General features: G+C 72.3%; 21 protein-coding genes. 14 read left to right on the forward strand and 7 right to left on the reverse strand.

All coding sequences use genetic code 11. The features are described 5' to 3' along the window. The first annotated feature begins 103 nt into the window (after positions 1-103). On the forward strand, positions 104-1,270 hold the full coding sequence (locus AB0N02_RS07655; RefSeq protein ID WP_363943746.1) for a pyridoxal phosphate-dependent aminotransferase: 1,167 nt from the start codon (positions 104-106) through the stop codon (positions 1,268-1,270). 66 nt (positions 1,271-1,336) lie between these two features. Here the strand turns inward: AB0N02_RS07655 and AB0N02_RS07660 are convergent, their stop codons facing one another. Further along, positions 1,337-2,281 (reverse strand): LysR substrate-binding domain-containing protein, encoded by a 945-nt coding sequence (locus tag AB0N02_RS07660; RefSeq protein WP_363943748.1) that lies wholly within the window; start codon positions 2,279-2,281, stop codon positions 1,337-1,339. Between the two features lie 96 nt (positions 2,282-2,377). On the opposite strand from AB0N02_RS07660, the gene AB0N02_RS07665 reads away from it, so the two are divergent. From AB0N02_RS07665 to AB0N02_RS07680, 4 genes are all read left to right on the forward strand, one after another. Further along, positions 2,378-2,932: a peroxiredoxin gene (locus AB0N02_RS07665; RefSeq protein ID WP_363943750.1), complete on the forward strand. Its 555-nt coding sequence runs from the start codon at positions 2,378-2,380 to the stop codon at positions 2,930-2,932. Then, positions 2,932-3,468: a carboxymuconolactone decarboxylase family protein gene (locus AB0N02_RS07670; RefSeq protein WP_363943752.1), complete on the forward strand. Its 537-nt coding sequence runs from the start codon at positions 2,932-2,934 to the stop codon at positions 3,466-3,468. Before AB0N02_RS07665 ends, AB0N02_RS07670 begins: the two co-directional genes overlap by 1 nt. Positions 3,469-3,727: 259 nt before the next feature. Next, positions 3,728-5,191: a helix-turn-helix transcriptional regulator gene (locus tag AB0N02_RS07675; protein WP_363943753.1), complete on the forward strand. Its 1,464-nt coding sequence runs from the start codon at positions 3,728-3,730 to the stop codon at positions 5,189-5,191. 148 nt (positions 5,192-5,339) lie between these two features. After that, positions 5,340-6,527: a hypothetical protein gene (locus AB0N02_RS07680; RefSeq protein WP_363943754.1), complete on the forward strand. Its 1,188-nt coding sequence runs from the start codon at positions 5,340-5,342 to the stop codon at positions 6,525-6,527. A 145-nt stretch (positions 6,528-6,672) separates the two neighbouring features. Here the strand turns inward: AB0N02_RS07680 and AB0N02_RS07685 are convergent, their stop codons facing one another. Continuing rightward, the gene (locus tag AB0N02_RS07685) at positions 6,673-8,262 is read right to left on the reverse strand and encodes an MDR family MFS transporter (RefSeq protein ID WP_363943755.1); all 1,590 of its coding nucleotides are present in this window, start codon (positions 8,260-8,262) and stop codon (positions 6,673-6,675) included. Positions 8,263-8,343: 81 nt separating this feature from the next. Here AB0N02_RS07685 and AB0N02_RS07690 point away from each other — a divergent pair, with 81 nt between their 5' ends. Then, positions 8,344-8,907, forward strand: coding sequence for a TetR family transcriptional regulator (locus AB0N02_RS07690; protein WP_363943756.1), 564 nt, complete (start codon positions 8,344-8,346; stop codon positions 8,905-8,907). Positions 8,908-9,030: 123 nt separating this feature from the next. Here AB0N02_RS07690 and AB0N02_RS07695 read toward each other — a convergent pair whose 3' ends face one another. Continuing rightward, positions 9,031-10,035: a cation diffusion facilitator family transporter gene (locus tag AB0N02_RS07695; protein ID WP_363943757.1), complete on the reverse strand. Its 1,005-nt coding sequence runs from the start codon at positions 10,033-10,035 to the stop codon at positions 9,031-9,033. A gap of 414 nt (positions 10,036-10,449) precedes the next feature. On the opposite strand from AB0N02_RS07695, the gene AB0N02_RS07700 reads away from it, so the two are divergent. Further along, positions 10,450-11,202: an alpha/beta fold hydrolase gene (locus tag AB0N02_RS07700; RefSeq protein ID WP_363943758.1), complete on the forward strand. Its 753-nt coding sequence runs from the start codon at positions 10,450-10,452 to the stop codon at positions 11,200-11,202. Between the two features lie 200 nt (positions 11,203-11,402). Here AB0N02_RS07700 and AB0N02_RS07705 read toward each other — a convergent pair whose 3' ends face one another. The 3 genes from AB0N02_RS07705 to AB0N02_RS07715 form a co-directional block, all read right to left on the reverse strand. Next, entirely contained in the window at positions 11,403-12,323 is a 921-nt protein-coding gene (locus AB0N02_RS07705) for a glycoside hydrolase family 16 protein (protein ID WP_363943760.1), read from the reverse strand. Further along, positions 12,320-14,386 carry an acyltransferase family protein gene (locus AB0N02_RS07710; protein ID WP_363943761.1) on the reverse strand — a complete coding sequence of 689 codons (2,067 nt, stop codon included), beginning with the start codon at positions 14,384-14,386 and terminating at the stop codon, positions 12,320-12,322. The genes AB0N02_RS07705 and AB0N02_RS07710 overlap by 4 nt, the downstream gene beginning before the upstream one ends. Before the next feature lie 145 nt (positions 14,387-14,531). Then, on the reverse strand, positions 14,532-15,911 hold the full coding sequence (locus tag AB0N02_RS07715) for a cellulose synthase catalytic subunit (protein ID WP_363943762.1): 1,380 nt from the start codon (positions 15,909-15,911) through the stop codon (positions 14,532-14,534). Positions 15,912-16,518: 607 nt separating this feature from the next. On the opposite strand from AB0N02_RS07715, the gene AB0N02_RS07720 reads away from it, so the two are divergent. From AB0N02_RS07720 to AB0N02_RS07740, 5 genes are all read left to right on the forward strand, one after another. After that, on the forward strand, positions 16,519-17,610 hold the full coding sequence (locus tag AB0N02_RS07720; protein ID WP_363943764.1) for a ring-opening amidohydrolase: 1,092 nt from the start codon (positions 16,519-16,521) through the stop codon (positions 17,608-17,610). A gap of 206 nt (positions 17,611-17,816) precedes the next feature. Next, positions 17,817-19,460: a serine/threonine-protein kinase gene (locus AB0N02_RS07725; RefSeq protein WP_363943765.1), complete on the forward strand. Its 1,644-nt coding sequence runs from the start codon at positions 17,817-17,819 to the stop codon at positions 19,458-19,460. Between the two features lie 4 nt (positions 19,461-19,464). Then, the gene (locus AB0N02_RS07730; RefSeq protein ID WP_363943766.1) at positions 19,465-22,323 is read left to right on the forward strand and encodes a BTAD domain-containing putative transcriptional regulator; all 2,859 of its coding nucleotides are present in this window, start codon (positions 19,465-19,467) and stop codon (positions 22,321-22,323) included. Between the two features lie 77 nt (positions 22,324-22,400). Beyond that, positions 22,401-23,081, forward strand: a complete 681-nt coding sequence (locus AB0N02_RS07735; protein ID WP_363943767.1) for a hypothetical protein — start codon at positions 22,401-22,403, stop codon at positions 23,079-23,081. Continuing rightward, positions 23,065-23,628, forward strand: a complete 564-nt coding sequence (locus AB0N02_RS07740) for an OmpA family protein (RefSeq protein ID WP_363943768.1) — start codon at positions 23,065-23,067, stop codon at positions 23,626-23,628. Before AB0N02_RS07735 ends, AB0N02_RS07740 begins: the two co-directional genes overlap by 17 nt. 44 nt (positions 23,629-23,672) lie before the next feature. Here the strand turns inward: AB0N02_RS07740 and AB0N02_RS07745 are convergent, their stop codons facing one another. Further along, positions 23,673-23,825, reverse strand: a complete 153-nt coding sequence (locus AB0N02_RS07745; RefSeq protein WP_363943770.1) for a hypothetical protein — start codon at positions 23,823-23,825, stop codon at positions 23,673-23,675. A 351-nt stretch (positions 23,826-24,176) separates the two neighbouring features. On the opposite strand from AB0N02_RS07745, the gene AB0N02_RS07750 reads away from it, so the two are divergent. After that, positions 24,177-24,749 carry an SseB family protein gene (locus AB0N02_RS07750; RefSeq protein ID WP_363943771.1) on the forward strand — a complete coding sequence of 191 codons (573 nt, stop codon included), beginning with the start codon at positions 24,177-24,179 and terminating at the stop codon, positions 24,747-24,749. A 25-nt stretch (positions 24,750-24,774) separates the two neighbouring features. Continuing rightward, positions 24,775-25,665, forward strand: a complete 891-nt coding sequence (locus tag AB0N02_RS07755; protein ID WP_363943773.1) for an A24 family peptidase — start codon at positions 24,775-24,777, stop codon at positions 25,663-25,665. Positions 25,666-25,711 lie beyond the last annotated feature (46 nt).

Raw genomic sequence — 25,711 nt, forward strand, 5'->3', positions numbered from 1 at the left:
GCCGTACAGGTCCCGCCCCGACGCCCCTTCGCGGGCGGGGCGACCTTCCGATGTGCCGCCCGCGGGGTCGATCTCCCGGCCGGGCCGGATTACTGTGGGGCGTGTGAGCGATCCTCTGGTGGCGCGGATGCGCGAGTTCGGCACGACGATCTTCGCTGAGATGTCGGCGCTCGCCGTACGGACCGGCTCGATCAACCTGGGGCAGGGCTTCCCCGACACCGACGGGCCCCCCGCGATGCTCGACCGCGCGGTCGCGGCGATCCGCGGCGGCGCCAACCAGTACCCTCCGGGGCCGGGCGTCCCCGAGCTGCGTCAGGCGGTCTCCGAGCACCGCAAGGCGAGTTACGGTCTCGACTACGACCCCGACGGCGAGATCCTGGTCACCGTCGGCGCGACCGAGGCGATCGCGGCCGCGATCCTGGCGCTGTGCGAGCCGGGTGACGAGGTGATCGCCTTCGAGCCGTACTACGACTCCTACGCCGCCGCCGTCGCCCTGGCCGGAGCCGTGCTGCGCCCGGTCACCCTGCGCCCGGTCGAGGGACGCTTCACCTTCGACCCGGCGGAGCTGCGCGCCGCCGTCGGCCCGCGCACCCGGGCGATCCTGGTCAACTCACCGCACAACCCCACGGGAACCGTCCTCACCCGTGCGGAGCTGGAGGAGATCGCCCTCCTGTGCCAGGAGCGCGACCTGATCGCCGTCACCGACGAGGTCTACGAGCACCTCACCTTCGACGGCGTCGAGCACATCCCGCTGGCGACCCTCCCCGGCATGCGCGAGCGCACCGTGATGATCTCCTCGGCGGGCAAGTCCTTCTCGGCCACCGGCTGGAAAACCGGGTGGATCTGCGCTCCGCCCCAGCTGGTCCGGGCCGTCCAGACCGTCAAGCAGTTCCTCACCTTCACCGCCGCCGCGCCCTGGCAGCTCGCCGTCTCCTACGCCCTGCGCCACGAGCTGGAGTGGGTCGCCCGGCTCCGCGCCGACCTGGAGTCCAAGCGCGACCGCCTGACGGCAGGGCTCTCCGCGGCGGGCTTCGAGGTCTACCGCCCGGCGGGCACCTACTTCGTCCAGACCGACATCCGCCCCCTGGGCTTCACCGACGGCCTCACCCTGACCCGGGAACTGCCGTCCCTGGCGGGCGTGGTGGCCATCCCGACCCAGGTCTTCTACGCCCATCCGGAACGCGGCGGCCACTTCGTCCGCTTCGCCTTCTGCAAGAAGGACGAGGTCATCGACGAGGCCGTGAAGCGCCTGGCACGCCTGGGCGGATAGCGGCGCCGACCGGCGCCTCCCGGCCGGCCGGGAAGGACGGCCGGGAGCGCGGGGAAGCCGTCCGGATCAAGAGACGATCCGGACCGGGAGGCGTTTGGCGCGTACGGCGGTGCGGATGGCCTTGGCCAGCAGGCCGTACTCCAGGGCCCTGGCGGAGCTGGCGCGGTAGGCCAGGCCGATGGTCCGTCCCGGCGCGGGAGACCGGAAACGGCGCAGTGCCAGCCGGACCCGTTTGCCCGTCTCCACCGGGACCGCCGACTCCGGCAGCAGGGTCACGCCGAGGCCGCCCGCCACGAGCTGGACCAGGGTCGGCAGGCTGGTGGCGTAGGTGGCGGCGGTGGCCCGTGCGCCGACCTCGCGGCAGACGTCGATGGCCTGCTCGCGCAGGCAGTGGCCCTGGTTGAGCAGCACGATGTCCAGTCCCTTGAGCACGTCGAGGTCCAGCGGCGTGTCCGCGGCCGCCAGGGAGTGCTCGGGGGAGAAGGCGAGCAGGAAGTCCTCCTCGTAGAGGGGCTCCTCGACCAGGCCCGCGGTGTCGGTGGGCAGCGCCAGCAGCACCATGTCCAGCCGTCCCTCGCGCACCTCCTCCAGGATGGTCTCGGTCTTGGCCTCGTGCACGGTCAGTTTGAGGCTGGGGAACTTCCGCGAGAACATCGGCAGCAGCACGGGCAGCACATAGGGGGCCACCGTGGGGATCACGCCCAGGTGGGCGGGGCCGTGGAAGGGCTCCCTGTTCTGGGCCACCTCGCCCATCAGGTCCTCGACCGCCTTGAGCACCCGCGCGGCGTGCACCGCGGCCCGGTCGCCCGCGGGGGTCAGCAGGACCTTCCTGGTGGTCCGCTCCAGTAACTGAGTGTGCAAAATCTCCTCCAGGGCGGAGACGGCGCTCGACAGCGCGGGCTGGCTCATCCGCAGCGAGGTGGCCGCCTCCCTGAAGTGGAGATGATCGGCTACGGCGAGGAAGGCGCGCAGCTGAGCGATGGTGGGGGTGGGCTCACTGATAAGGATCACCTCTCAGATTCGTTCGACTGCTCGATTTCTCGAATCAATGCTACGTGCGGCAATGTTGACCTCGACAACGACGTCCCCTGTGAAGGAGATCCGGACTTGCTCACCATCGGTGACCGCTTCCCTGAGTTCGAGCTGACCGCCTGCGTCTCCCTGGACGCGGACAACGCGTTCGCCCAGATCACCCACAAGTCCTACGAGGGCAAGTGGAAGGTCTACTTCGCGTGGCCCAAGGACTTCACCTTCGTCTGTCCGACCGAGATCGCCGAGTTCGGCCGCCTCGAGGGTGAGTTCGCCGACCGCGACGCCCAGGTCCTGGGCTTCTCCGTCGACTCCGAGTTCGTCCACCACGCCTGGCGCAAGGACCACCCCGACCTGCGCGACCTGCCCTTCCCGATGCTCTCCGACATCAAGCGCGAGCTCTGCACAGAGCTGGGCATCCTGGGCCCCGACGGTGTCGCCCAGCGCGCCACCTTCATCGTCGACCAGAACAACGAGATCCAGTTCGTCATGGTGACCGCGGGCTCGGTCGGCCGTAACGTCAAGGAGGTCCTGCGGGTCCTCGACGCGCTCCAGTCGGACGAGCTCTGCCCGTGCAACTGGAACAAGGGCGAGGCCGGTCTGGACGCGAAGCAGCTGCTGGCCGGCGTCTGATGTCCGTCGACACGCTCAAGAGCGCCCTTCCCGACTACGCGAAGGACATCAAGCTCAACCTGGGCTCGCTCGTCACGACCTCGTCGCTCGGTGAGCAGCAGCTCTGGGGGACGCTGCTCGCCTGCGCGGCGGCGACGAGGTCCCAGCGCGTGATCGCGGAGATCGCCGCCGAGGCGGCCGACACCCTGTCCGCCGAGGCGTTCAAGGCCGCCAAGGGCGCGGCCGCGATCATGGCGATGAACAACGTCTACTACCGGTCGATGCACCTGATCGGTGACGAGACCTACGCGACCATGCCCGCCAGGCTCCGGATGACCATCATCGGCAACCCGGGCGTGGACAAGGTCGACTTCGAGCTCTGGTCGCTCGCGGTCTCCGCGATCGGCGGCTGCGGCCGCTGTCTGGAGTCCCACGAGCAGGTGCTGCGGCAGTCGGGGATGCCTCGCGAGCAGATCCAGGAGGCCATCCGGATCGCCGCGGTCGTCAACGCCGTCGCGGCCGTCCTGGAGTCCGAGGCGGCCCTGGCCTCGGTCTGACCCTCCGGCCTTCCCACCACGGGCCCCTCACAGGGGGCGTTCCGGCGGGAGGGGAACGAACGCAAGAGACGGGTACTCCTTCCGAGTGCCCGTCTCTTTCACGTTCTGGAACGTGACAATTCCGCCAATCCTGGCGTACGGCCACCTCTGTTTCTGACGTACGGCCACTTCAATGCGGCAATGCCGCCCCTCGGAAGGCGACCGTGGGAGAAACTGAGGAGAGTTCAGGCACCTCCTTCTCTCCCCCGCGGAGGCAGGCATGGCCGACAGCGAACGCTCCCGCCCCGCATGGGCCGCGCGCCTGCGCGAGCAACGGCGTGACCGATGCTGGAGCCAGCGAGAGCTGGCCCGCCGTCTCGTCCAGTCAGCCGATGAGGACATCCGCCGCACGTTGCCCACACGAGAGAGCATCGTGCGCCTGATCAAGTCGTACGAGGCGGGCAGGCATCGCCCCAGGGACCCCTACCGCGTCCTGTACTGCCGGGTCTTCGGCGTCGCGGAGGCGGAGCTCTTCGCCACGGAGGACGCGCCCTCAACATCCTTGACGCCGTCGAGGCCCCCGCTGCCGATCGTGTCCGCGAGGTCCGTCGCCCCGACTGTGATCGAGTTGCTGTTCGCGGCGTGCACCGATTCCACGCTCGACGGTTTCGCTCAGGAACGGCTGCCCGAAAGTAAATTCGTTGTGGATGCACTCGATGGAGGCGCTATGGACCGCCGTACTGCGATGCAGCTTCTCACCCTGCTCGGAGCCGGAGCACTGGTGCCTCCGAACGCGGTGGACGAGATTCTCTCCGAAGTGGACCGCGCGATCGGCGATCGGGAAGGGTACGACCTCGGAGACTGGGAGCGGATCGCCTGGGAGTACAGCTTCCGCACCAACACCGGACCGCTCGGCGCGCTCGTCGGAGACCTGACGGCCGACATCGCCGAGATCGGGCGGCTTCTCGATCGCACCACCTCGCCGTCCGGCCGCACTGGGCTGTTGCGGGTCACCGTCTCACTCGCCCAGACCCTTTCGGGAGAGTTCACCCATGTTCACGCCACAAGCCAGGCCCGGCGAGCACAGCGGACCGCCCGCCGCGCGGCAGACGCCTCAGGAGACCGTGATCTGCGGGTGGCCGTACGTGCCGCCGACGCGTGGAACTCGTTCGCATTGGGGCAGCCCTCGCAGGTCATCCTCCGGCTCCTCGACGACGCCGTACAGATCTCAGATGGCGTGCCCAGCGTCGCGCTCGCGCGCACGTACGCGGCACGCGCGACCGTGCTCGCCGCGCGGTCGGCCGAGGAAGGTGACGCAGGGGAGGCGGCCCGTACGGCGCTGCGCGACCTCAGGGAGGTCTGGGATCGGCTGCCGGACCGTGACACCAAGGACGAGTTCACCTACTGGGGTTTCTCCGAGCGGGCGATGCGTTTCACCGAGGCGGAGGTGTTCGCTCTTCTGGGCGACTCACGGGAGGCCATGCGTGCAGCGGACCAAGCGTATGCTCTCTACTCGCCCGCACTCGTCCACGGCCGTGCCAATCTCCGGCTCATCCAGTCCTACAGCCTGGTCCGCGAGCGTGATGTGTCCGACGGCCTCGATCATGCCCTTACGAGCGTTCAGGGACTGCCGGTCACCCCGTACCGTCGACTGATCGTCGGCCGTGTCGTCGAAGCCCTTCCCGAGCGGGCTCGCACCCTTCCTGCGGCTCGGGAACTACGTGCCCTGGTGGCGGCGAGCTGAATTCCGTTCCCGGTCGGGGAAGTCCCCGGGCGTGGGATCTCCGTGTGGTGCTCTCCGGTGAGGAGAGGCGGACACTCCTTCTCGCGCTGGGCGATGAGTTGTCCGAATCCCGATATGTCGCCACACCCGGCGCAGTAGCATCTGCGGCGTGCGAGCCAAATGGGGCGTTGCCGTCCTGATCTCGTTGGTGACCGGCCTGGCAAGCGTGCCGGGCGCCGCGATGCCCGCCTGGGGCTCGGGAGGGTTCCCGGCCGGACACCGGGAGGCCACGGGGAAGACCCTGAGGGAGGCCGTGGGGGAGGGCGGCGCGCGCATGGGTGCCGTTCTCACGGGGGGATCCGGGCGCGAGGCCGTACCCGGGAATCCGGGCGGGCGCGCCGCGGTGCCCGCCGAGGCCCGCGCGGTCGACACCACGCACCCGACCCGGGTCGTCGGCACCGGCACACCCGCCGGCTGCACCTCGCGGGCCGTGGTCGAGGCCGTCGCCGCGGGCGGGATCATCACCTTCTCCTGCGGCCCCGCCCCCGTCACCATCACGCTGACCGCGACCGCGAAGGTCCGCAACACCGGGGCCGGGGTCGTGCTGGACGGCGGCGGCAAGGTGACGCTCAGCGGCGGCGGCAGGCGGCGGATCCTCTACATGAACACCTGCGACGAGGCTCAGGGCCGGGTCACCGGGCGCTGCGACGACCGTGGGCAGCCGCAGCTCGTCGTGCAGAACCTGACCTTCGCCGACGGGAACGCGACGGGGCAGATGGAGGAAGGGGGAGGGGGTGGCGCGATCTTCGTCCGGGGCGGGCGGTTCAAGGTCGTCAACTCGCGTTTCCTGCGCAACCGGTGCGACCCCACCGGCCCGGACCTCGGCGGGGCGGCCATCCGCGTCCTGAACCAGTTCCGCGGCCGCCCCGTCTACATCGTGAACAGCACCTTCGGCGGATCGGCGGGCCAGGGGGGCACCTGCTCCAACGGCGGGGCGCTGAGCAGCATCGGGGTCTCCTGGGTGGTGCTCAACAGCGTCATGACGCACAACACGGCGATCGGGCGGGGGGCCAACCCGGCCCGTACCGGCACCCCCGGGGGCGGCAGCGGCGGCGCGATCTACGCCGACGGCGACCGGTTCGGCGTCCGGATCGCCGGCTCGGTGATCCAGGACAACAGCGCCAGGGAAGGGGGCGGGGCGGTCTTCTTCGTCAGCAACGACCGCACCGGCACCCTCACGATCGAGGGTTCCACGCTGCGCGGGAACCGCAGCGCCGGCTTCGAGACCGAGGGGTTCCCCGGCATCTTCTTCCTCGGCGCCGGCAGGCCGAAGGTCGTCTCCTCCACCCTGAGATGACCTCGCGGGCGCCCTGAGGCGCCCCGCCGGGGCGACCGCGTCCGCCGCCGGGCCCCGGCCCGCTCCGCCCCCGAGACCTGGAGAGAGGGCGAAAGCCCGGGACCTGGCGGGCGAAGGCCGGTCCCGGGCTCGTGGAGAGGGCGGGCTACTCCTCGGCCTCGACGGGAACCGGGGGAGCGGTGGGGTCGGTCGGCTGGACGGGGACCGGATGCGCGGAGCGGAGCGGAAGCTCCTTCATCATCAGTACGGCGACCGCGGCCAGTACGGCGATCGGCACGCCCACCAGGAAGACCGTGTGGATGGCCCGGGTGAAGGCCTCCAGGATCACGTTCAGCACGGGGGCGGGCAGTTGGTGGATGGCGGCGGGGGAGCCCAGGTTGGGGGTCGCGCCGCCGGTCAGGGGCAGGTGGGCGGCCTTGGCCAGGGAGATCAGCTCCGAGGTGAGCCGGTTGGACAGGATCGCGCCGAAGGCGGCCACGCCGACCGCGCCGCCGAGGGAGCGGAAGAACGACACACCGGAGGTGGTCGAGGCCAGGTCGGCGCGGGCGACGGCGTTCTGCGCGGCCAGGATCAGGATCTGCATGGAGGCGCCGAGACCGATGCCGAGCACCGCGTTGTCGACGCCGACGATCACCAGCGAGCTGTCGACGTGCAGCCGGGAGAGCAGGAACAGGCCGACCGCGACCAGCAGCATGCCCACCGCGGGGAAGATCTTCCAGCGGCCCGTCCTGGTGACGATCCGGCCGACCGTGATCGAGGCCGTGAGCATGCCCAGCACCATGGGCAGGGTCATCAGGCCGGAGCCGGTGGGGCTCATCCCCTTGACGATCTGCAGGTACTGCGGCAGGAACATCAGCGCGCCGAACATCGCGGCGCCGACGAGCAGCGATGCGACGCTGGTGAGCACGAACGTGGGGTTGCGGAACAGGCGCGGGGGCAGGATCGGGTCGGCCGCCTTGCGCTCGGCCACCACGGCCAGGCCGAACAGCACCAGGCTCAGCGCGCCCAGCCCGTAGGTCCAGCCGGAGTTCCAGTCGAACTCCTTGCCGCCGAGGGACAGCAGCAGCATCAGGGCGGTGGTGCCGCCGGTGATGAAGGTGGCGCCCCACCAGTCGACCTTGGTGTCCCGGCGAGCCAGCGGCAGCTTGAGCACCTTCTGGATGACCACGAAGGCGACGACGGCCAGCGGTACGCAGATCCAGAACGTCCAGCGCCAGGACATGTTGTCCACGATGAACCCGCCGAGCAGCGGGCCCGCCACGGTGGACACGCCGAAGACCGCGCCGATGTAGCCGGAGTAGCGGCCCCGTTCACGGGGCTCGACCACGTCTCCCAGGATGATCTGCGGCAGCGCCGCCAGGCCGCCCGCGCCGATGCCCTGTACGGCCCTGGCCGCGATGAGCTGGCCCATGTCCTGGGAGAAGCCCGCGGCGACCGAGGAGAACGCGAAGACCAGCAGGGCGACCTGGAACATGAACTTGCGGCCGTAGAGGTCCGACAGCTTGCCCCACAGCGGGGTGGAGGCCGTCATGGTCAGCAGCGTCGCGCTGGCCACCCAGGCGAGCTGCTCCTGACCGCCGAGCGTGCCCACGATCGTCGGCAGCGCGGTGCCCACCACGGACGTCGAGATCATCGACGTCAGCATGGCGAGCATCAGGCCGGCCAGGATCTCCAGCACCTGTTTGTGGGTGAAACGCGGCGCGGCCTGGGCCTGGACCTGTTGTTCGGTCAGCATGAACCATCCCCCAAAATATGTACGATACATATGAAATTAGTAGACGCTTGTTTACTCGTCAAATCTGGAAGGATCGGGCAGGTGGAGGAGATACGGCAGCGAGACAGAGAGGGCACGAGGCGCCGCATTCTCGAGGCCGCCCGCCGTCTGTTCGCCGAACTCGGCTACGACCAGGTGACGATGCGCCTGATCGCGGCGGAGGCGGAGGCGAACATCGCGCTGATCAACCGCTACTTCGGGACGAAGCGGGAGCTGTTCGCCGAGGTGCTCGCCATGGAGGGGCGCTTCCCCGGCGTGCTGGCCGACGTCCCCGAAAGGCAGCTGCCCCGCCGTCTGGCCGAGTACGTGGCCGAGCGGCTCCGCTCCGACCAGGGAGGGCCGGTGCTGGCGGCGCTCAGCCGGTCGTCGGCCTGCCCCGAGGTCCGCGAGACCATCAAGGCCCGGGTCAACTCGGCGATCCTGGAGCCGCTGGCCGCGCTCCTGTCCGGTCCCGACGCGATCTTCCGCGCGACCGTCGCCACCGCCCTCATCACGGGCGCGGGCACGCTGCGCCAGCTCTACGGCACCGGCGCCCTCGACTCACCCGACCACGAGACCGTGGTCGCACGCCTCACGAAGATCTTCGAGGCCTGCTTCGAGGTGTGACCGCGGCCTCGTTCCCCGCCGGGGTGTCCGGGGTGTCCGGGGTGTCCGGGGTGTCCGAGGGGAGTGGGGGAGGGCGGCCCGGAAGGCCGGCGGGCGAGGTCCTCGCCGGGACGCGGGATCCCGTCAGGAGTGCGACGATCCCGCCCGGGACTTCGCGGCCCGCGCGGAGCCGCCCGGCTCGTCGTGCGCCCTGGGGATCCGGCAGGCCGTCCCCCGGACGTGGTCGACCTGCAGCGTGCTGTGGTCGATGTGGAAGCGCTCGTGCAGCAGCTCGGCGAGCTCGCGGCGCACCCGGTGGCAGTCTCCGCCGGGGGTGACGGTCACGTGCGCGGACAGGGCGGGAAAGCCGCTGGTCACGGTCCACACGTGGAGGTCCTCGACGTCGGTGACCTCGGCGTGCGCCGCCATCGTCGCGCTCACCTCGGCCGGGTGCACGCCCGCGGGCGCGGCCTCGAACAGGATGCGCCCCGCGTCGCGCAGCAGGCCGTAGGCGGCCTTGCCCATCAGGGCCGCGACGAGCAGGGCGGCGAGCGCGTCGGCCCTGCCCCAGCCGGTGAACCAGACGACCGCGCCCGAGATCGCGGTGGCGATGAAGGCGTACATGTCGTTGAGGATGTGCTGGAAGGCGCCCTCGACGTTGAGGCTGCTGCGGTCCGCCCTGGCGATGAGCCACGCGGCGACCGCGTTGACCGCGATCCCGGTCAGAGCCGTGCCGAGGACCAGAACCCCCTGCACCTGCGGCGGTTCGATGAGCCGGCGGACGCCCTCGTAGACGAAGTAGACGACGAGCAGCGCGAACGTCAGGCCGTTGATCGCCGCGGACAGGATCTCGGCGCGCTTCCAGCCGAAGGTGTACGCGCCGCGGGCGGGACGGGCGGCCATGCCCATCGCGACCAGTGCCAGCGCGATGGAGGCGGCGTCGGTGAGCATGTGCCCGGCGTCGGAGATCAGCGCTATGGAGTTGGCGAGGACGCCGACCGTGACCTCGGCCGCCATGAAGACCGTCAGCACCGCGAGCGCCGCCACCAGATATCGGCGATCGGAGTTCGCGCCGTGGCCGTGGCCGTGGCCGTGCCCATGTCCGAGGCCGTGCCCGTGTCCGTGGGCGTGCCCGTGTCCGTGACCCATCCCGATATCCATCCATTAATACTTGAACAGTTGCTCAGGCATTAAGCAAGGTAAGCCTAACAGAACAAGATCTGAAGCGCGCGGGCATGGGCTGGACAGGAAATGCGCAGCCCGCACACCCGAGGGGACCGGCCCCGCCCGGGTGACGCCGACGGGCCTTCACCGGCCGCGACGGGCGGATGGGCGGGGACGCGGGACCCGCGAGGGACGGGACGGCGCCCACGGGGGAGGCGCCGGCAGGGGACCGCCCGGCAACGGGTACCGCTCGCGGTCTACCGCGACCGCCGCGACGATGTGAAGATTTCCGAGGAACCGGAGACGGATGATGAACGGGGACGGCATGTGCGGGGGAAACCGGAGACGGGTGGCGAGCGGGGGACGGGAACGGTCCGTCCGGGGGAGGCGGGAGCGCGCATGACCTGGTTACGTCCGCTCCGGCCCCGGCCGGAGGCCACCACGCGGCTGATCTGTTTCGCGCACGCGGGCGGCTCGGTCGCCGCCTACCGTGACTGGCCCGCCCTGCTGCCCGAGTCGATCGAGCCGTACGGCGTGCAACTGCCGGGCCGGGCCGACCGGTTCGGCGAACCCCTCCCGGAGGACATGGACGGGCTGGTCGGCTCGGCCGTCGAGGCGATGCTGCCGCTGCTGGACCGGCCTTTCGCGCTGTTCGGGCACAGCATGGGCGCGATGGTCGCCTACGAGAGCACGCGTGTCCTGGAGGCGAGGGGGTTCCACCCGATGCGGCTGTTCGCCTCGGGGGCCAGGGCACCGCACGAGCCCAGGCGGCGGGCCGAGATCTCCTCCTACGACGACGAGCGGTTCATGGCCGAGCTGACCAAACTCGGCGGCACGGATCTGCAGATCCTCGCCAACCCGGAGATGAGAGAGGTCGTCTTCCCCTATGTCCGCGGTGACTTCCGCCTGATCGAGAACTACCGCCACGCCCCGGGGCCCGCGCTGCGCACCCCGATCTCCGTCATCGTCGGCGACGCCGACCCGGTGGTCACCCCGGCCCAGGCCAAGGAGTGGGAGACCCGCACGGTCTCGGACTTCTCCCTGACGGTCCTGCCCGGCGCCCACTTCTACCTGCAGCCGCAGCGTGCGGCGGTGGTCGGGGAGATCGTCCGGAGGGTGGGCGCCGACCGGCAGGAGGGGTGGTCGCGGTGATCACTCGCCTTCACTGTGCTCGTGACCGTCTGGGCGCCGGTACGGCGAGTGGCGAAGCGGGGTGGATCGGCGCCGGCGCGCGGTGCCCGGCTCGGTGAACATTCCCGGTGCCGGCCACTGGGAGCGGTGAGGGGGAGGGCCGCCCCCGGAAGCGGTGTGAGCGGTTTTCGGGGGCGGGTGAGGGAGCGGGGAAGGGACGGTCAGTCTTCCCCGGTTTCCCCGGCCGGTCCGGTCGTTCCGCTTTCCTCGGCCGGGCGGGTCGCCACGGAGACGTAGTCGACCAGCATCGGCCTGCCGGAGACGGTGGCGGCCGTCGGGCCGCCGCCGAAGGCGGAGGGCAGGCCGCCTCCGATCGCGACGTTCAGGATCAGGAAGAAGCCGTGGTCGGTCGCCCTGCGCCAGGTCTCCGGGTCCACGCGGCCGGCCGCGACGGCGAAGATCGGCGCGTCGTCGAGATACCAGCGGATCTCGGTGGCGGTGATCTCGACGCCGTAGCGGTGGAAGCCGCCGTGGCAGGCGGGGCAGGGACGCTCGCCCGAACCGATCCCCGAGGGCTCCCCGCACGGGCCGCCGGGCGTCACCCCGCAGTGCATGGCGGCCATGACCGCCGGGCGTCCGTTCACCGCCTCCATGACGTCGATCTCGCCGATGCCGGGCCAGCCGGTGTAGCCGTCACGCAGCGGGGCGCCCAGCATCCAGAACGCGGGCCAGTAGCCCGCGCCGTCCGCCTCGGTCACCCGGGGCAGCTGGATCCTGGCCTCGACCCGCAGCACGCCCCCCGGCGGAGGCCTGAAGTCGGACCGCCTGCTCTCGACCCGGCCCGAGGTCCAGGCGCCGTCGCGGAGCAGGGGGGTGACGGCCAGGTTTCCCCGGCCGTCGAGGGAGACGTTCTCCGGAGAGGCGGTCATGGTCTCGATCTCCCCGGTGCCCCACCGGGGGGCGGGGCATCCGGGGTAACAGGTCCCCACGTCGTGCAGCCAGCCGGAGGGCAGCGGCGTCCCCGCCGCCCCGGTGAAGTCGTCGCGGAAGACCTCGGTCCAGCCGGACGACGCCTCCTGGCCCGGCCCCGAGCACCCGGCCAGGAGGACGATCATGGTGAGGATCGCCGGGACGATCCTCACAGCACCGTGGGGATGAGGTCGAGGTCTTCCAGGTCCTGCTCCAGCCGGGGCGCGAGCCGTACCGCGAGGGTGTCGGTGATGTGCGCGTCGTCGCGGTAGAGCACGATGCCGTCCAGCGCCGCCGGGCAGGTGTCCCCGGTCCCCGGGCACAGCAGCGGGACCACGTCGAGCAGGCGCATCCCGGGACGCTCGCCCGCGACGATCTGCTCGGCCAGCGGATCGGGACGCAGCCCGGCGCGGCGGGGGAAGGCGCAGTCGCCGACGGGCCCGCCCGACAGGCAGGACGGCACGTCCTTGCCGGGCAGCGGGGTGTCGCGCAGGTAGACCACCGTGGCGCCGAGCCTGGACAGCGGGGTGAGGGTCGCGTCCCAGGCGCGGGTCAGCACGGTCCTGTCGCTCGCGTACGCGTTGAGCGAGGCGACCAAGATCAGCCGGGGCGGCGACTCGGCGGCGAGCCGTTTCAGGGCGTACTCGCGCCAGGCGTCGCACTCGCGGTACTCCCGGCCCAGGCGCGGATCGACGACCGTGAGCCGGGGCAGCGGGCAGCCGGGCTTGGTGAGCACCTCCAGGGCCCATCCCCTCCGTACGGCGACGCGTTCCGCCGCCGCGAACCACTGGCCCGCGTGGGAGTCGCCGATCAGGACGACCCTGTCCTTGGAGGTGGTGTCGCCGAACAGGCACGGCGGGCTGGTCGTCGCGGTCAGCGCGATCTCGCACCCCGCGGACTTGGGGAAGTCGGTCCTGGCCTGGGCGGGCGTGGGACGCAGGGCCGTACCGGGGGCGTCGGCCGTGCCGGCGGGGTCGGCGGCGGCGACCGTGACCTGGGTGGTCGCGGCCCCGTGCACGACTCCGCCGTTGAGCAGGAGCGCGGCCGCGAGGGGCACGGCCATCGCGCTGGTGCCGAGCGCCAGGCCGCGCCGGGGCAGTGCGGAGACCACCTCCGACAGCCGCAGCGGGTTCTCCACCAGCCTCAGCGTCAGCGCCGCGGGCAGGGCCGAGGCCAGGACCAGCGCCAGCCGTACCGGCCAGGGCTGCTCGCCGAGCGCCGCCTCGGCGAGCACCAGGACCGGCCAGTGCCACAGGTACCAGGAGAACGACAGCCGCCCGATCGCGCGGACCGGTGCCAGGGACAGCACCCGGGAGAGCGGCGACCGGAACATGATGATCGCCGCGGTGCCGAGCGTGGGCACCAGCGCGGCCGTTCCCGGGTAGGGCGTCGCGGGGCCGATTCCCGCGACCGACCAGGCGACCGCGGCGCCCCCGGCCAGGCCGAGCGCCCCCGAGGCCACCCGGGCGGCGAAGCGCGGGCGCCGCCCCGTCCTGTCCGCCGTGCCCCCGGTGCCCCCGGTGCCCGGACGGTCCTCGCCGCCGTCCGGACGCCCGAGGTACGGCATGAGCAGGGCGGCGAGGGCGCCCACGCCGAACTGCCAGGCGCGGGAGGGGGAGGAGAGATAGGCCAGGGGGGCGCTGAGGCCGGTCCACCACAGGGACAGGGCGAAGGACGCGCCGGTCAGCGCCACGACGGCGGCCGTCACGGCGGGCACCGGGCTGCGCCCGACGCGGCGGGCCAGCAGGACCAGGACCAGCAGCAGCGGCGCCCACAGCAGGTAGAACTGCTCCTCGACGGCCAGCGACCAGTAGTGCAGCAGGGGGCTGGGGTCCCGTTCCGCGGCCAGATAGTCGGTCTGGCCCGCGACGAAACGCCAGTTGGCGATGTACAGGGCGGCGGTGACGACGTCACCGGCGATGTCGCCGCCGCGCAGGGGCGGCAGCAGCAGCCACGCTCCGGCCGTCGTGGCGAGCAGCACCACACCGGCCGCGGGCAGGATGCGCCTGGCCCGCCGGGCGTAGAACTCGGCCAGTGAGAAGCGGCCGGTGACGGAGACGTCGCGCAGCAGCAGTCCGGTGATCAGGAAGCCGGAGATGACGAAGAACACGTCGACACCGATGAATCCTCCGGCCAGGCCGGGCACGGTGGCGTGGAAGGCGAGCACGGCCAGTACGGCCACCGCTCGCAGCCCCTCGATGTCCGGCCTGAAGCCGAGACGGTATCGCGGGATCACGGCGGGCACTCCTTGGGGAGTCATGTGAGATGTCCGGAAGGTCAGGGAAGAAGCGGCGGCAGGACGGCGAGGCCCGAGGCGAGCAGCACGCCGAGCAGCAGCAGGACGGTGATGGCCAGGGCCTCCGGCCAGCGCAGACGGTGGTTCAACGGAGGATCCTCCACAGGTCACGGATGAGGGGGAGGGCGATGTAGGTGGTGGCGGCGGCGAACAGGGTCAGTGCCCAGTAGTCGTCCCAGCCGTAGACGGGGGCGCGCAGCGCGATGCCGATCCAGGTGGCGCCGGTGGTGAGGGTCAGCCAGGCGAAGGCCATCCGGGCGACGGTGGAGACCAGCGTGCTCCGGCCCGCGGCCGCGCCGCTCGGCACCCACGCGGCGGCCTGGTTGCGCACCGCGTGCACGATGGAGATCAGGTGACAGTAGGCGTACAGGGTCTGGGCGCGGGTCACCTCGAACCGCCAGCGGCTCACCGAGACCGCGGGCAGCAGCACCAGCGCCACCCAGAGCGGCCCCACGAACGGGATCATGTGCCATGCCCGGACGTCCTGCGGGTAGAAGGCGAGCATGACGAGCCCGGGGAGCGGGACCGCGGCGATGTTGGCGGCCGAGACGAAGTAGCTCAGGAAACCGCTGTAGTAGGAGAGCCGCACCCGCCACGACATCGGCGTCCGGTGGAAGTCGCGGTCGAACAGCAGGCTCATGCAGCCCATCGCCCACCGGTACTGCTGGGCGATGTAGGAGGCGACGTTGTCGGGCGACAGTCCCTTGGCCAGCAGCACCGGGACGTACTTGGTGCGGTAGCCGTGCCTCATCAGCTCGACGCTGGTGTAGATGTCCTCGCTGTGGTCGATCCTGGGAAATCCGCCGATCTCCTCCAGGGTGGAGCGCCGGTAGACCACGTTCGTGCCCACGCAGATGGCGCCGCCGTCGGCGTCCCTGGAGGGCTGCAGCCACCGGTAGAACATCTCCTGCGCGGCTCCGGCGGTCCGCTGCAGCCAGGGCATGTCCGCCGTGGTGTCGAAGTACTGCGGAGACTGGGCCACGGCGATCCGCGGGTCCTCCAGATAGGGGACCAGGTGGGACAGGAAGTCGGGACGAGGGCAGAAGTCGGCGTCGAAGACCGCCACCACCTCGCCCGAGCTGATCGACAGTCCGTGGTTGAGGTTGCCCGCCTTCTTCAGGTACCCCTGGTCGGGGCGGGAGCTGTAGCGGAAGCCGTACCGCCCGGCGAGCTCCTCGACCTCGGGGCGCGCGGCGTCGTCGAGCACCCAGACGGTGACCGGACCGTTCCAGAGCAGTGCCGACACGTGGTGGAAGGTGTTGTCCAGGATGTCCATGGGCTCGCCCCTGGTCGGCAGGAAGACGTCCACGGACGGGAAACGGGCGGGCCGCCACGAGCGGACCAGCAGCTCGTGCGATTCCCAGGTGGTCAGGCGCTGGCGCTGCCCGTCGATGAACGACATCGTCCATCCGGTGAGGTTCAGTGCCAGCGCGACGAAAAACGGCCACAGGGCGGCGTGGCGCATGGAGAAAAGGAAAAGCGTCCCCGCGGTGAATGTCAGGGAAAGGGGTACGGACAGAAGTACCCAGCGTCTTTGCGGTCCGAAATAGAGTTTCAGCTCATTGTCGGACGGAGGCTGTGGAAGATGTTGTCCAGCCTTGTCAGGAGGTGCTTCGAGTACTGCAAGCATGCGGAGAACCCCGTTTTCTCAGCTGCGTGGAGTGGCGTGTTTCCCGCCGTGCCCACAACTGTAAACAAAGTTATTGATGCCGCGTGCGGGGGGAGATGATCAAGGGGGAAACGAGGTGTTAACTGAGCGCGATTTCCTACCGTGAAATATCCATCGATGTTCCATGCAATGGAGATATGTCCAATTCGTGGGATGTTTGGATGTGTCGCAGATCACAGATCATGTGAGCCCTTGAGATGGCGATGTTCGCCGAACACAACGGCTTCGTTGGGCGAAAGACGCCCATGAGTCGGGCGGGGAGGGCGGTTACCGTCGCCTGTGGGGAACGATCGCCGATCACGCCGGAGCCCCGAAACGCCGGAGCGGTGGTCACCGGAGAGACGGGCGCCGTCCTGCGAGAGTGATCGACGTGCCCCATCGAAAGATCGAAAGGTGATCAGGGATGCCCGAACCGATTGAAGTGCGCAAGGTGGCGATCGAGAGCGTGACCGACGCCTCCGGGCTGGCCCGGCTCATCGACGACGGGGTGATCGAGGCGCACCGGGTGCTCGCGGTGATCGGCAAGACCGAGGGCAACGGCGGGGTGAACGACTACACCCGCATCCTCGCCGACCGCGCCTTCCGCGAGGTGCTCGCGGCCAAGGGCCACCCGGCCCCCGAGAGCGTCCCGCTGGTGTGGTCCGGCGGCACCGACGGCGTGCTCAGCCCGCACGCGACGATCTTCGCCACCACGGCGGACGCGGAGCCGAGCCAGGAGCCGCGCCTCAGTGTCGGCATCGCGATGAGCGACGTCATCCTCCCCGAGGACATCGGCCGCCCCGCCATGGTGGAGAAGGTCGCCGCGGGCGTGCGGGAGGCCATGAAGATCGCCGGGATCGACGACCCCGCCGACGTCCACTACGTCCAGACCAAGACGCCGCTGCTGACGCTGGCCACCATCAACGACGCCAGGTCCCGGGGCAAGGACGTGGTCGTGGAGGACACCGGTCCCTCCATGGACATCTCCAACTCCACCACCGCGCTCGGCATCGCCGTCGCGCTCGGCGAGATCGAGATGCCCGCGGCCGAGCAGATCCACCGTGACCTGTCGCTCTACTCCTCCGTCGCGTCCTGCTCCTCGGGCGTCGAGCTGGACCGCGCGCAGATCGTCGTCGTCGGCAACGTCCGCGGCATCGGCGGCCGCTACCGGATCGGCCACTCGGTCATGAGGGACGCGCTCGACGCGGACGGCATCTGGGAGGCGATCCGCTCCAGCGGGATCGACCTGCCCGACCGCCCGCACACCTCCGACCTGGACGGCAGGCTGGTCAACGTCTTCATGAAGTGCGAGGCGGACCCCTCGGGCAGCGTCAGGGGGCGCCGCAACATCATGCTCGACGACTCCGACGTGCACTGGCACCGCCAGATCAAGGCCGCGGTCGGCGGCGTCGCGGCCAGCGTCACCGGCGACCCGGCCGTCTTCGTCTCGGTCGCCGCGGTCCACCAGGGGCCCAGCGGCGGCGGCCCGGTGGCCGCCATCGCCGACCTCGGCTGACCCGTCCCACCGGTGGCCCGTCCCACCGGTGGTCTGTCACGTCCCGGTGGTCTGTCACGTCCCGGAGGCAGGGAACGACGCCGGCTCGGGCGGCTCGTCCGCGGACGCGCGGCCCGCGTCGCGGCGTTCACGGGATCGGGCGTCGAGTCACGAGTAGGTCGCGGCCTTTGTCCTCGATGGGGGTCTTTGACCATAGGGTGACTCCGGTGAACGTGATCGGCGGATACGTGCTCAGGCGCGAGCTGGGCCGGGGTGGCATGGGCGTGGTACACCTCGCCACCACCCCGACCGGCGGCCTGGCCGCGGTGAAGGTGATCCATCCGCAACTGGCCCGCGACGCCGCCTTCGGGCGGCGCTTCGAGCGCGAGGTGGCCGCGGCGCGCAGGGTGGCCCGGTTCTGCACCGCACCCGTGCTCGACGCCGGGATCGAGGGGGGCACCGCTTACCTCGTCACGGAGTACGTCAAGGGGCCCAGCCTGGCGCAGGCCGTACGCGAGCAGGGGCCGCTGCTCGGCGCCAACCTGGAGGCGCTCGCGGCCGGGATCGCCACGGCGCTCCACGCCATCCACGAGGCGGGGGTGATCCACCGCGACCTCAAACCGTCGAACGTGCTGCTGTCGCCGCTCGGCCCGCGTGTGATCGACTTCGGCATCGCGCAGCTCGTCGGCGACGAGAGCCTGGTCAGTCAGGCGATCCTGGGCACGCCCGCGTTCATGGCGCCCGAGCAGGTGCGCGGTGAACCGCTGACGCCCGCGGCCGACGTCTACGCGTGGGGCGGGGTGATCGCGTTCGCGGGCACGGGACGGCTGCCGTTCGGCGGCGGATCCCCGCCCGAGGTCCTCTACCGGATCGTCAACGAAGGACCGAGCCTCGACGGCCTCGAGGAGCGGATGCGCGCGGTCGTCGAGCGGGCCATGGCCAAGGATCCGGCGCGGCGGCCGAGTGCCCGGCGGCTGCTGGGGGAGCTGATCGGGGGCAGGCCGACCCCGGAGACGGTCACCCAGGCCGTCGAACGCTCCTGGGCCGCCGCCGGAGCCCCGGGCGCCCCCGGAACACCGGCCCTTCCCGAGGGACCCGCCGATACCGCGGGAGCGGCCGTGCCCGGCGAGGCGGTCCTGCCCATGGGGTGGGCCGTGCCCGGCGAGGCGGTCCGGCCAGTGGAGTGGGCCGTACCAGGGGAGGCGGCCGGAGCCGGGAGCCGGTCCGCGCGGGCCCGGAGGTGGCCGTGGGTCCTGGGCGCCGCCGTGCTCGCGGCGGCCGCGGCCGGTGGATGGGCCGTCTACGCGGGTTCCGGCACGCCCGCGCTGCCCTACCACGCGGACTTCGCCGCGTCCTGGGCGATCGGCGTCTCAGCGGGCGGCAGGAGCGAACAGGACGGCGGGACCTACCTGCTGACCGCGAATCCCGGCTGGCGGCTGTGGAAGTCGGCACCCGTCTCCGGTGAGCCCGCGGGAGGCATCGTGATCAGCGCCGGGATCCGGCTGGAGCGGGGCTCGGGGGAGTTCGGCGTGTGGTGCCGCGGCGACTCGGGCGCCGGTGATCGCTACGAGTTCACGGTCACCGGCTCGGGCGACGCCTCCATCGTCAAGCGGTACGGCGGGCGGGGCACCGTCCTGCGCGGGCCGGTGCGGGTGGGGAAGTCGGCGGACAACCGTGTCGTGGCCCGGTGCGGGCAGCGGGGCGAGCAAGTCGTCCTGAGCATGTGGGTCAACGACGACCTGGTCGCCGAGGCCACCGACGCCCGCGACCCCTACGGCCCCGGGGCGACCGGCGTCCACGCGGCACCGGACACGGCCGCGCCGCTCCAGGTCGGATTCCGCTCGTTCGACCTCCGTCAGGCGAAGGACTGAAGCGGTGCGGTTCGGCGTGCTGGGACCGATGCGGGTCCTCGACGGGGAGCGTGACCTGACCCCGGGACCCGCCAAACACCGCGCGCTGCTGGCTGCCCTGCTGCTGCGGCCGGGACGGCCGCTGACCGTCGACAGGCTGATCGACGAGGTGTGGGGTGAGCGGCCGCCCGCTTCGGCGGAACCGGTGCTGCGGGTGTACGTGAGCGCCCTGCGCAAAGTGGTCGGCGGGATCCGCACCGTGTCCGGCGGGTACCTTCTCGACGTCGACCCGGACCGGGTGGACGCGCACAGGTTCGAGCGCCTGGTGACCGAGGCCATGCGGGCCGGGGACGCGGGCAGGAGGGCCGAGGCGGCCGAAGGGCTGCGCGCCGCCCTGGCGCTCTGGCGGGGACCCGCGCTGACGGGCGTCGAGTCGGACGCGCTGCGGCGGACGCACGCCGTACCGCTGGAGGAGTTGCGGCTGACCGCGCTCGAGGAGCGCGTCGAGCTGGACCTGGCGCTCGGCCGCGGCGCGGAGGTGACGGGGGAGTTGCGCGCGCTCGTGGCCGCGCATCCGCTGCGGGAACGGGCGTGGGGGCAGCTCATCACGGCTCTCGGCCAGGCGGGACGCAGGTCGGAGGCGCTGGAGGCCTACCGGGAGGTACGGCGGCTGCTGGTCGAGGAGCTCGGCCTTGAGCCGGGGGCCGAGCTGCGCGCGGCGCACGAGCGCGTGCTGGCGGACGGTGGTTCCCCGGCGCGGACGGCGGCTTCCTCCGGGCGGACCGTACCGGCGACGGGCGCGCGGGCGGTGCCGAACGAGACGCCGCCGGACATCGCCGACTTCACCGGACGCGAACGTGCGCTGGAGTGGATCCGCCGGTCCGTGCCCGCCGCCGGGACCGCGCCCGTCCACCTGGTACTGCACGGCCCCGCGGGGGTGGGCAAGTCCGCGCTGGCGATCCACGCGGCCGCCGCGCTCGACTTCCCGGACGGGCGTCTGCACGCCTCGCTCGGGGGCAGGGCGCCGGGCGCGGTGCTGGAGGATCTGCTCCGCTCACTGGGCTGTCCCGAGAGGGCCGTGCCCGCTGACCTGGACGAGCGGGTCCGTCTCTACCGCAGCACGGTGGGCGGGCGGCGCCTGCTGGTGGTGCTGGACGACGCGGCGGACGAGGCCCAGGTGCGCCCGCTGCTGCCCACGGGGCCCGGCTGCATGACGCTGGTGACCAGCCGCTCGCCGCTGCTCGGCCTGGAGGCGGCACGTGCCCGGGAGCTCGACGTGTTCGATCCGGACGAGTCCGTGGCGATGCTGGCCGGTGTGGCCGGGGAGCGGCGCGTGCGTGCCGAGCCGCGGGCGGCGGCGCGGATCGCCGCGCTGTGCGGCGGGTTGCCGCTGGCGCTCAGGATCGCCGGGTCCAGGCTGGCGAGGCGGCCGGACTGGACCCTGGAACACCTGGCCGGACGCCTTGAGAACGAACGCGGGCGTCTCGACGAGCTCAGCGCGGGCGATCTGGCCGTGCGCGGCAGCCTGGCGCTCGGTTACCGCGCGCTGCCCGACCGGGAACGCCTGCTGCTGCGCCGTCTTGGCGCGCTGTCCGCGCCCGACTTCGCCCCGTGGGCCGCCGCCGCGCTCCTCGGCGCGCCCGCGGACCGGTCGCTGGAGGCGCTGGCCGAGGCGGGCCTGCTGCAGACGCGGGGGCTCGACGCGGCCGGCCAGGAGAGATACGGCTGGCACGACCTGACCAGGCTGTACGCGGCCGAGCGCCTGGCCGCCGAGGAGGGCCCGCCCGCCCGGGTCCTCGCCGCCGCGGCTCCCGAGATCCTCGACCGTGCCCGGCGGGCCAGGGCGCTGCTCCTGCCCGCCGAGCCCGGCTCGGGCCGGACCCTGGCCCGTACGGCCGAGCAGGCCACGGCTCCGGAGACCGCGCGGTTCAGGGAGTCGGCCCGCTGGCTGGCCGCGGAACGGGGATTCCTGGCCGCGACCGTCGCCGACGCGCAGCGGACGGGCCTGGACGAGACCGCCTGGCGGCTGGCCTTCTACCTGACGCCCTTCTTCGAGCTCGGCGCGCACCGCGAGGACTGGCGCGCGGCCGTGGAAACGGGCCTGCGGGCCGCGCGGCGCGCGGGCCACCGCCACGGCGAGGCGCTGCTGCTGAGATCGCTGGCCGACCTGCACCGCGCGGAGGGCCGCCTGGAGGACGCGGCGCGGGTCCTGGGACAGGCGCTTCCGCTGACGGAGGCCGGGGAGGTGGCCCGCACCCGGTACCGGCTCGGCCTGGTCCATCTCGCCCGGGAACGGCTGCCCGAGGCGGAGGCGTGCTTCGTGGCCTGCCTGGCGGCCTTCTCAGCGGCGGGAGACCGGCGTGGCAGGGCCGACGCGCTGCGCGCCCTCGGCGCGTTGCGGCGCGCGGAGGACCTGCTCTCCAGAAGCCTGGAGGCCTACCGTGAGCTGGGCGATCCGCGGGGCGAGGCGGCCGTCTCGCTCGACCTCGCCGGGCTGTTCCTGGAGGAGCGCCGGCCCGCGGAGGCGCGCGAGCGGGCCGAACGCGGGCTCGGCCTGGTCAGGAGGCTCGGGGACCGGCTGCCCGAGGCCGCGGCGCTGGTGGTCCTGGCCCGGGTGGCCATGGCCGAGGGCAGGCCGGACGCCGCCAGGGGGAGTGCCAGGGAAGCTCTGGGGACGTTCCGCGAGCACGGGGACCGCAGGGGGGCCGCGCAGGCGTCGCTCACCCTGGCCGCGACCCTTCTCGACCTTGATGAGATAGATGAGGCGGTTGATGTAATAACGCACGCTGTGGGAGAGTTCGGGGCTCTCGGTGACAGGCGAGGCCTCGCCGGGGCGGAAGAGCTCGCGGGCGAGGTGCGACGCCGCCGCGGACAGCGCCCATAGCGCGCTATGCGGATCCTGAAGGTGGCCCGCCTACGGTCGAGCCCGACGCGAACCACGGCGGGCGAAGGGGGAACGGGATGCGAAGAGGGATCACGCCGGTGCTGGCGGCCACCGTGCCGGCGGCTGTGCTGGCGGCCGTACTGAGCGGTTGCGGGATGCTCCCCGGGCAGCAGGGCGGTGGCGGCGAGGAGCGGCAGCCGGCCTCGCAGGAGGAGCGGGCCACAGGGCAGGGCGGCTCCACCTCCTCCACCGGGCAGGGTGATTCCGGCGCCTCGACCGGCTCCCCCGACCCGGCCGGGCCGGCTCCCTCCGCCGGGTCCGCCGGGCAGGGGGACGCGCCCGTGGAGCAGGACAGGGTGATCGCCGCCAGGGCGGTCAAGGCGGGCGGCGCCGACCTGACCGTGCGAATCACCGGCCTCAGACGGCAGGGCAGGCTGGCCACGCTGACCTGGACGGTCACCAACCAGGGTGACGTCAGGTGGGAGATGGGCAGCGACATGGGGGACACCCCGGGCGGCCTCGGGCTCACCGTGGCGGGGATCAGCCTGGTCGACCCGGTCAACGGCAAGCGATACGTCGTCGCGCGCACCGGCCAGTACCCCAAGGCCACCTGCCTGTGCTCCAAGTACGACGTGTTCACCGAGCCCGGCGAGGTGCTGCCGCTGCACGCGACGTTCGCGGCCCCGCCGCCGGACGTCACGAAGATCAACCTGGACCTCAAGGTGCTGGGCGTGTTCACCGATGTCCCGATCTCCTGAGCGTCTCGCGGTCCTGGCACTCGCGTTCGCCCTGACGGCGGGCCACGCGGCCGTCGCACGGGCCGATCCGGGAGAGGTCACGGCCGGGGTCGAGGACGTCGTCGCCCCCGTCGAGGACGTCCTCGCCGAGGTCGAGTCGCTCGACGGCGCGGAGAGCGAGTCGAAGCGGGGAGAGCAGGTCACCGTGGCGCTCACCAGCGACGTGCTGTTCGCGCTCGACAGGGCCGTGCTGACGGACAGGGCGAGGCTGCGCCTGCGGCGGGTCGCCGTGAGGATCCGGGCCGAGTCCGCGGGCGGGGAGGTCAGGATCGAGGGACACACCGACGACCAGGGCGACGACGCCTACAACGACGCCTTGTCGCTCAGGCGGGCACAGGCCGTACGGCAGGCCCTGCGGGGAACGCTCGCGGACACGGACACGTCCCTGCGGGCCACGGGGTTCGGCGAGTCCAGGCCCAGGCTGCCCAACGTCGTCGACGGGAGGCCCGTGGAGGCGAACCGCGCGAAGAACCGGCGTGTCGAGATCATCTTCACCGCCAGGCGATGACACGGCCCGCGAACACGCGGAGCCGGCCGTGCCGCGGCGCGGGATCAACGCCGCAGCGTGTAGAGGGCCCAGAGGACGCCCAGCGTTCCCAGGGTCCCCAGGGTCACGGTGAAGAACAGGATCTCCACCGCGCGGAGGGCGGCGCGCGAGGCCCACGTCTCCCCGGCCTGGAACTCCGGGACACACGACCGCGACACGTGTGAGCCCCCGGCCTCGCACGTCGTCTCCGCCTTCCCGGTCCGGGACTCCGGGGCATGTGATCGCGATGTGCGCGAGCCCCCGGCCTCGCACGTGGGCTCCGGCCGGCCGGTCGGTGAACCAAGCCCGGCCGGTGAACCAAGCCCGATCGGTGAACCACGCCCGGCGGTCTCCGGCATGACCCGCCCCCCTCCCCGCTGCTCGCTCCCGCGATCCCGGCTCTCGTGTCCGGTGAGGGCATCGTGACCCACCGGGAGACCCGGGGGCATGAGGCCGATGTCCCGGTTCTCCCGGGACCTCCGGTACGGGGGTTCCCGGGCCGCCGGTCGTCGCGGGTAGGCTCCGAGGTCGTGCCGAGCATTCCGCAACCCCTGGTCCCCGAGGACGACGGCTCCGCCGACGCCGCCGTCTCGTCCGCGCTCGCGGCCTTCTCCGCCGGCACGGCCGACGCCGGCGCGGTGATGGCCGCGCTGAGCGGCGCGCGCCTGCTCGTCCCGGTGGTCGCCCTGCTGACGGAGTCCGAGGTCGGCGCCCACGGGCTGCGGCAGGAGAAGGAGAGCGAGATGGCCCTGCCGAAGCTCGTCGGCAAGGACGGGCGGGAGGCCGTGCTCGCCTTCACCGGGACCGAGTCGCTGAAGCGCTGGCGCCCCGACGCCCGACCCATCCAGGCGACGACCCCGCAGGTCTGCCAGGCGGCGGTGCACGAGGACGCGGCCGCCGTGGTGATCGACGTCGCGGGCCCGGTGTCCTTCGTGATCGAGGGCGGCGTCCTGCGGGCGTTCGCCGCGGTCGGGTCGGGAACCGTCGACCGGCTGGGGCCCGAGGTCACCGTGGCGCGGATGGAACAGGCCGCTCCATCGGAACAGGCCCCGTCCGCTCCCCGGCGCCGCCGGTTCGGCTGGCCGCTGCGCGGCCGGGGCTGATCCGCGCCGCCGGCCGGGAGACGCCGTGAACCTCCTGCCCGCCGTGGCGGCCCTGGCCGGCCTGCTGCTCGGGTTCTGGATGAGGCGCCTGGTGATCCGCCACTCGGTGGCGGAGCGGGAACCCCTCCGGCACGCCTGCCCGCGATGCGCGGCCCCGCTGTCCGGGGTCGTGCCCGCCGAGCCCGCGTCCGCCGGGGCCGTATCCGCAGAGTCCGCGTCCGTCGACTCCGCGTCCGCCGGGGGTGCGGCCGGCCGGGGCCGCCTCGTGTCGTTCGCCGCGGTGGCCGCCGGGCGCTGCCCGGGGTGCCGCGGCCGGATCGGGCCGCCACCGCTGACGGTCGAGCTCCTCACCGCCGTGACGCTGGCCGCTCTCGCCCTGCGTCACCCGCCGCCCACGTGGCCGGACGCCGTCCTGGCCGGACGGCCCGAGGCCGTGTCCGCCGGAGAGCTGCCGGCCTACGGAGAGCTGCTGGCCTACGGATGGCTGGCGGTCGTCGCCGTCGCGCTGGTCTTCGTCGACGTCGCCGTCCACCGGCTTCCCGACCGGCTCACCGCGGCCGCCTACCTGGGGACGACGGCGTCGCTGGCGGTGACGGCCCTGCTGGAGGGGCGGCCGGGCGATCTGCTCGGGGCACTCCTCGGCGGTCTCGCCCTGGCGGCCTTCTACCTGCTGCTCTTCCTGGTCAATCCGTCCGGCATGGGGCTGGGCGACGTCAAGCTCGCGGCGAGCCTGGGCACCGCGCTCGGCTGGCTGGGCTGGAACACGCTCGTCACGGGGGCGTTCCTGGGTTTCCTCGCGGGCGGTCTCTACGGCGGCGCGCTGCTGCTCGCGCGCCGCGCCGGTCGCGGGAGCGAGATCCCCTTCGGTCCCTTCATGGTCGCCGGGGCCTTCGCGGCCATCCTGGCCGGTCTCTAGGGATCTTCGGCGTCTTCCCGGACGGGAGCCGGCCGAGGCCGCTCCG

Source organism: Streptosporangium sp. NPDC051022, assembly GCF_040683035.1.
GTDB lineage: Bacteria > Actinomycetota > Actinomycetes > Streptosporangiales > Streptosporangiaceae > Streptosporangium.